Origin of the sequence: Erythrobacter sp., from assembly GCF_024305245.1 — a bacterium.
Taxonomy (GTDB): Bacteria; Pseudomonadota; Alphaproteobacteria; order Sphingomonadales; family Sphingomonadaceae; genus Erythrobacter.
The window spans coordinates 120273-127666 of record NZ_JAMWYX010000011.1; the positions used below are offsets into that span (position 1 = coordinate 120273).

Annotated in this window: 5 protein-coding genes; all 5 read left to right on the plus strand. The window is 65.1% G+C overall.

Annotated elements, in window-relative coordinates:
- Window positions 1-3: 3 nt before the first annotated feature.
- On the plus strand, window positions 4-867 hold the full coding sequence (locus tag Q0L48_RS14395; RefSeq protein WP_296722096.1) for a protein-glutamate O-methyltransferase CheR: 864 nt from the start codon (window positions 4-6) through the stop codon (window positions 865-867).
- 150 nt (window positions 868-1017) lie between these two features.
- Complete coding sequence (locus tag Q0L48_RS14400; protein ID WP_296722098.1) at window positions 1018-2508, plus strand: bifunctional diguanylate cyclase/phosphodiesterase; 1491 nt, start codon at window positions 1018-1020, stop codon at window positions 2506-2508.
- Entirely contained in the window at window positions 2505-4322 is a 1818-nt protein-coding gene (locus Q0L48_RS14405) for a methyl-accepting chemotaxis protein (protein ID WP_296722099.1), read from the plus strand. The genes Q0L48_RS14400 and Q0L48_RS14405 overlap by 4 nt, the downstream gene beginning before the upstream one ends.
- A gap of 95 nt (window positions 4323-4417) precedes the next feature.
- A complete protein-coding gene (locus Q0L48_RS14410; protein ID WP_296722101.1) occupies window positions 4418-6280 on the plus strand; it encodes a methyl-accepting chemotaxis protein in 1863 nt (620 codons plus the stop codon).
- Window positions 6281-6368: 88 nt separating this feature from the next.
- A complete protein-coding gene (gene asd / locus Q0L48_RS14415) occupies window positions 6369-7223 on the plus strand; it encodes an archaetidylserine decarboxylase (protein WP_296722102.1) in 855 nt (284 codons plus the stop codon).
- Window positions 7224-7394 lie beyond the last annotated feature (171 nt).

Here is a 7394-nt window from a genome sequence, read left to right on the forward strand (position 1 = left end):
CCCGTGGAAACCAGCGAAGCCTCGCACCAGATCATCGCCGATTTGCTCGCCGCGCGCACCGGCCAGCACCTCACCGAAAGCCGCCGCTGGCGGGTCAATTCGGCATTGGCGGGGATTTTCCGGGATCACGGCATCAGCAATGTCGATCAGCTCGTCTGCATGCTCGCCGCGCCGCGCACCGGGCCTGAAAGCCCCGATCTGTCGCAGGAAGTGGTCGAGGCGCTGCTCAACAACGAGACCTATTTTTTCCGCGACAAGCCGACCTTTGACCAGCTGCCGCACGAAATCCTGCCCGAACTTGCCAATCGCCGCGCCGCGGTGAAGCGCCTGTCGATCTGGTCGGCGGGCTGTTCAACCGGGCAGGAGGTCTATTCGCTGGCGATGCTGTTTTCGGAGCAGAAGGAGCGTTGGCGGGGATGGACCATCGAACTGCTCGGCACCGATGTCTCCCACCGTGCGATCAGCGCCGCACGCAGCGGGCTCTACAGCCAGTTCGAAGTGCAGCGCGGGCTGGGCGTGACGCAGATGTTGCGCCATTTCGATGAAGCCGCGCCCGGCTGGCAGATCCGCGAAAACACGCGGCAGATGGTAAATTTTCGTCAGCACAATGTGCTCGGCCCGCACCCCGGACGCCAGCCGTTCGATCTGGTGCTGTGCCGCAATGTGCTGCTCTATTTCGATCGCCCCACCCGGACCGCTGCGTTCGATCGGCTTGCCAGCGCGGTTATGCCCGATGGTTTCCTGATGCTGGGCGCGGGCGAAACCGTGGTCGGGCAGACCGAACGCTTCCTCCCCGCCCCCGGACGGGCGAGCTTTTTCGAGCCGCTGCAGACCGTCCGCGAAGCGCGCCACCTGCGCGCTGGCTGAACGGCGCAGGGGCCTGCGCTACGGTAGCAACGCGGTGCAGGCTTTACTCTTCCTTAGCCGCTGCTGTTTACGATCCTGTTCACCGAAGGCGAAGCTTGCGCTGCACGGATCGGGAATTTGAGTTTGTCGCTAACCAAAAAGCCCCTGCGTTTGACGCCCGCCGGCCTGGTGCTGGTACCGATGGCGATCGCCTGCCTGATTACAGGGGTCGCGACGCTGGCGGTCAGCCTCAACGACCGGCTGACCATCATCGCGCCCGGCCCGCTGATCACGGCCACCATTCTGATCTATTCCGCCATACTGGTGCTGCTCGGCACAACTGCGGTCGCCAATGTGCGCGAGCTTGCGGAGCTGAGCGTCACCGATCCGCTGACCGGCCTGCCCGATCGCCGGGCCTTGCACGAAGATGTCGAACGCATGTCGATCGGCGACGAGGAAGTGGCGCTGGCGCTGATCGATCTGGACAGTTTCAAACAGGTCAATGATCATTTCGGCCATGCCGTGGGCGATCAGCTGATCGAACAATATGGTCAGGTGCTGCGCGAGGTGTGCGGGCCCGAGGCGCGCTGCTACCGGCTGGGCGGCGACGAATTCGCGGCGGTGATGGGCGGCAAGGTGTCGGGCACCATCCTCGAAGGCATGTGCCGCAGCCTGATCGAACGCCTGGCCACGCCGATCACAATCGATGGCCGTCAGATCGCGGTCGGCGCCAGCATCGGGCTTGCCCGCAGCACCGCCGCTCTTCGCGTGCCGTCGTCCGAACTGCTACGCCGCGGCGATGTGGCGATGTTTATGTCGAAGCGCAGCGGCAAGATGCGCTGCACGTGGTTCAACGAAAGCTTCGATCGCCGCCGCGAACGTGTGCGCGAAATCGAGGACGAAATCCGCACCGGGATTGCCGCCGGGGAGTTTTCGCTGGCGTATCAACCGCTGGTCGATGCCGGAGATCGCAGGATCGTTGCGGTCGAGGCGCTGCTGCGCTGGGATCGCGGCAATCGCCCGCCGCTTGGCCCTGCGGTTTTCGTGCCGGTGGCCGAGGATTCGGGACTGATCAATCCGCTCGGCCAGTGGGTGCTGCGGCAGGCGGTGTGCGATGCGCTGCGCTGGGACGATATCACGCTGTCGGTCAATGTCTCGGCAGCGCAGCTGCGCAACCCCGAATTTCCGATCAAATTGGGCGAGGTGCTGGAAGAGACCGGCTTCCCGCCGCACCGGCTGGAACTTGAAGTCACCGAAACCTGTCTGGTGATGGACCCGGTGGTGGCCGAACGCACGCTCGATGTGATCCGTTCGTTCGGCGTGCGGATCGCGCTCGACGATTTCGGCACCGGCTATGCCTCGATCGGGTTCCTGCGGCGGTTCCGCTTCGAAAAGCTCAAACTGGATCGCAGCCTGATCGAACTGGCGGGGGGCGATGAAGGCAGCCGGGCGATGATGCTGTCAAGCATCGCGCTCGCCCGTGCGCTGAAGATGGGCGTGACCGCCGAAGGGGTCGAGACCGAAGAACAGGCCGAACTGGTGCGTCTGGCCGGGTGCGACCAGATTCAGGGCTGGCTCTATTACCGCGCCCTTCCCGCAGCCGAAATCGATCGCCTGATCGAACGCCAGAATGGCAAGTCGCTGAAAGGTCAGGCCGCATGAGCGCGCTTAACGAAGTCGCCATCGATCTTGCCGCAAAGCACGCTGCCGAGCATGCCGCTGACAGGGACGAAACGCAGACCGGGCCTCTCCGCGGTCTGCATCGCTGGTTCGGCGGATTGTCCGTCGGCGGGAAGGTGACGGCCTTCTTCACCATCAACCTCGTCTTTGCACTATGCGCCGGATTGTTCGCGATCGGCGGATTCGTCGAGCTGGGCAATCGTGCGGAGGGGATCAATCTGACCCATGACCGCGCGCTCGAGGCGGAGCGGCTGGTTGTCCATCTCAGCGAAAACCAGCGCCATGCGGAATCCCTGATCGTCAGCAGCGACCGGGGCCGCGCGCGCGCGGCACTGGATGAACTCGTCGCCGCCGACCGGATAATCGCCAGCTTCGGAACCGATCTACGCGCCTCCAATGCCGACGCCGACGACCGGCTTGCGCTGCTCCGCGAGGGCGTGGCCGATTTCCGCCGCCAGATAGCCGCAATCGAATCGGCGCCAGTCGATGCCGACCGCGACAACGATCAGGCGCGCGAGCTGGCGGCGACCGGCGGCGCGGTTCTCGACGCGGGCCGCGCCCTTGCGCAATTGCTGGGCGAGGATGCGGACAAACGCTCCGACGCGGGCGCGCATCTGATTTCCTCGCTGCTGTTCGCGTGGATCGGCATTGCTGCGGTGCTGACGCTGATCACGCTGATTGCGCAGCGCTATGTCAATCAGGCCGTCGGCGGATCGTTGAAGGCCATGGCCGGGCAAATGACCCGGCTGGCATCGGGCGAAAAGGATGTGCTCGTCACCGGCGCAACCCGCCGCGACGAAATCGGCGAAATGGCCCGCGCTCTCCAAGTGTTCCACCGCGCCGCAGTGCGGCTGGAACGGTTGAGCCGCGACCGGGCCGAGCGTGTCAGCGCCGAGCTGGACGAACAGACCCGGCTGCAGGTGCAGCAGGAAGATGCCCGGATCATCCGCGACAAGATGCTGCGCGATGTTGCCGACCAGTTCGAACGCACCGTGGGCGAAGTCGTGACCGGCGTGGTCGCCGCATCGAGCCAGTTGCAGACCACATCGAAACTGATGGCCACCACAGCCGAAGATACCAGCCGCCGCACCGGTGAGGCCGCGCGCGCGATGGAGGAGGCCAATACCGGCGCCACCGCAGCCGCTTCGGCCAGCGATGAATTCGCCATGTCGATCGGCGAGATCAGCCGTCAGGCCGCCTGCTCGGCCGAACTGGCGCGCGAGGCGACCCTGTCAGCGCGCGAGGCCGATAGCACTATCGGCGCGCTGACCATTTCCGCACAACAGGTCGGCGAAATCGTTGAATTGATCCAGAGCATCGCCCGGCGCACCAATCTGCTGGCGCTCAACGCCTCGATCGAGGCGGCGCGCGGCGGCGAGGCCGGGCGCGGCTTTGCTGTGGTGGCAAGCGAGGTCAAGGAACTCGCCAACCAGACCAGCCGCGCGACCGACAAGATCGCCGAACAGATTCGCGCCATGCAGGACACCACCGGCGCCAGCGTCACAGCCCTGCGCTCGATCGCGGGCCAGATCCAGCAGCTGGAAACCACCGCCGTCTCGATCGCCAGCGCGGTCGATCAGCAATCGGTCGCCGGGCAGGATCTCGCGCGCAGTATCGACCTTGCCGCGCGCAGCACGGAACGGGTTTCGGGCCATGTCGAGGAAGTGCGGCAGATGGCCTTTTCGACCGGGTCGGCGGCCAGCCAGGTCCTGTCGAGTGCAACCAGCCTCGAAGGTCAGGCCAACATCCTGCGGCAGCAGGTCCAAGACTTCCTTACCCGGGTGCGGACCGGGTAATCCGCATTTTTCCTAGGGCTTCGTGGCCGGAATCAAGCTTTTGGAAAGGATTTTCCTTCACACTTGCTTGAACACCACCCCCGGGGGAATGCGGCATGAACATGATGACCCTGCAGGAGCGGCGCGAGGAACAGGCCGTTCCCGGATACGTGCGCGACCTCAGAGAAGAAACCGAGCTCGAAGGCACGCCGGCACCGGCGGAGACGCCCGGCGCGTCCGGCAGCACCAGCCTGCTCGAACGGCTCGGCTGGTTCCGCGATCTGACGCTGACCAACAAGATCAACGCGATCTTCGGCACCTTCTTCGCCGTCGGCGTCGCCATGTCGCTGGTGCTGGGGTTGGGACTGGGAGAGCTTTGGAACCGCTATAATGCTTCGGCCCGCGTGCAGGAAGCGGTGGTGGCCGCCGGCGATTTGCAATCGGCTGCCGGGGAACTGCGCTACCATTCGGTGCGCGCGCTTTATGACAGATCTGCCGATGTGCGTGAAAGCCGGCGCGCCAGCGAAGCGCAGGTGATGACGCAGGTTTCCGCCATTGGCGCCGGGCTGGCCGAACACCTGCCCGATATGGCGCCGCGCGCAGATGATCTGGATGCCCGTGTGGATGCGATGCGGAACGAAGCCGACCGTGCGGACGACGCCGTGCGCGCTGGCGGCAACGCCAATGCCGCCGCCGCCGCCGTCGCTGCCGAAGGTGACCGACTGGTCGAAGAGGCACGCCGGCTCGCCGATGATCTGGCCGCCCAAGGCGATGCGCAGGAAGCGACGGGGATCGCCTATTTCTTCAACATGGTCCTGATCCTCGGAGTACTCGCGCTTATCGGCGCAGTCGTGCTGCTGCTGGGCCTCGCCTATCTGTCGCGCGATTTCTCCAGCAAGATCGGCGAGATTACTGCAGGCATGAACCAGCTGGCTTCGGGCGACCGGCACTTCACCATCAGCGGCGGCGAACGCAAGGACGAGATCGGACAGATGGTCCGCGCACTCGAACTGTTCCAGCGGGCCAACAAGTGGATGGAGGATCGTTCGCGCGAACGGTCGGAAAAGGTCGAGCAGGAACTGCAATTGCAGCAGGAGCGCGAGCGCGAGCGGATCGAAGCCGATGCGCGCAAGGCCGCGATGCTCGAAGACGTGGCGCTGCAATTCGAACGCACCGTCGGCGAAGTGGTGGGCGGAGTCGCAGCCGCCTCCAGCCAGCTTCACACCACCGCAACCCGCATGGCATCGAGCGCCGAGGAAGCCAGCCGCCGGACCGGCGATGTCGCTGCCTCGATGGAGGAAGCCAACGCGGGCGCCACCGCAGCCGCTGCCGCAAGCGACGAATTTGCCCTGTCGATCAGCGAGATCAGCCGTCAGGCCGCGTCTTCCAGCGAACTTGCCCGCCTCGCCACCGAAGCCACCGGTGAGGCGGACGAGACCATCTCGGCGCTTGCAGCCTCGGCAGAGGAAGTCGGCCAGATCGTCGAATTGATCCAGACCATTGCCCAGCGCACCAACCTGTTGGCACTGAACGCCTCGATCGAAGCCGCTCGCGGCGGAGAGGCAGGCCGCGGGTTCGCGGTGGTCGCCAGCGAGGTCAAGGAACTGGCCATGCAGACCAGCCGCGCGACCGAGAAGGTTGCCGATCAGGTACGCGCGATGCAGTCCACCACGGGGGCCAGCGTCAAGGCGCTGCGCTCGATCGCGGGACAGGTCAAGGAACTGGAATCCACCGCCGTGTCCATCGCAACCGCCGTCGATCAGCAATCGGTCGCAGGCCGGGATCTGGCGCAGAGCATCGATCTGGCCGCGCGCAGCACCGAAAACGTTGCCGGACATATCGAGGACGTGCGCAAATTGTCGCTCTCGACCGGCGCGGCAGCCAGCCAGGTGCTTTCCAGCGCAAACGAATTGGAAGCACAGGCGACGCATCTCAGCGAGCAGGTGCGCGGGTTCCTGTCGCGGGTGCGCGGGGGCTGACCCAGCTTGCGGGCGCTTTGGCCTGCGCGTTTCACTTCCCGACCCGCCGCCCTCTATGATCGGCGGCGCAGGATGATTAAGAGGGGGTATGCCCGCACCCTTCATTCTGCTTCAGCACGCCCTTCCGCAACACGCCTTGTCGCGGTTCGCCGGCGCCTTCGCGTCGAGCGAGCAGCCCTGGCTGCGCGACCGTCTGATCCGCCGCTTCGTCGCGACCTATGACGTCGACATGGCCGATGCCGCGCGCGGGATCGGCCAGTTTGCGAGCTTCAACGACTTCTTCACCCGCGAATTGAAGCCCGGTGTGCGCCCGCTGGCCGATCCGGCGGAATTCATCCTCAGCCCCGCCGACGGCGCGATCAGCCAGCTGGGCTCGATCACCGATGGCCGCATATTCCAGGCCAAGGGCCGCGATTTCACCGCCGAGGAAATTCTCGGACACGGAGCGGAGGAAGCGCAGCGGTTCGAGGGCGGTCAGTTCATCACGATCTACCTTTCCCCGCGCGATTACCACCGGGTGCACATGCCTGCCGCCGGGATCCTGCGGTCGAGCGCCTATATTCCCGGCCAGTTGTTTTCGGTGAACACCATGACGGCAGCGGGCGTGAATCGCCTGTTTGCGCGCAACGAGCGGCTCGCCTGCCTGTTCAACGGACCGGATGGCGGCTTCGCCAGCATAATGGTCGGCGCGATGATTGTGGCCGGGATCGACACCGTCTGGCCGCACCGGTTCGCAGGTCATGGCCGCGATGTGGTGCACGAAGACTTCAGCGGTGACGTGCGTCATTTCTCCGCGGGCGACGAGATGGGCCGGTTCTACCTCGGCTCGACCGTGGTGCTCTTGTTCGAACCGAACCGGGTGGCATGGCTCGACGGGTTGAAGGCGGGAGATCCGCTGCGGATGGGGCAGGCGATCGGGCGGCGGCTAGCGCCGGTTCAGTAACGCTCTGACAATTCATCCATTGTGCGAGGCTCGCGATGTAGGCTTCCTTGCGCGGCCGCCATTCCGGCTTAGGTTCCTTATCGGCATCGGTGCATTCGGCCACCAGCTGTGCGACCTGCTCTGCCACCTGAAAACTGGACCATTTCTGGTTAGAGTTTTCTGCCGTAGGTT

Coding starts and splice junctions, on each gene's coding strand:
- asd (WP_296722102.1), top strand. CDS start 6,369: ATGCCCGCACCCTTCATTCTGCTTCAGCACGCCCTTCCGCAACACGCC.
- Q0L48_RS14405 (WP_296722099.1), top strand. CDS start 2,505: ATGAGCGCGCTTAACGAAGTCGCCATCGATCTTGCCGCAAAGCACGCT.
- Q0L48_RS14410 (WP_296722101.1), top strand. CDS start 4,418: ATGAACATGATGACCCTGCAGGAGCGGCGCGAGGAACAGGCCGTTCCC.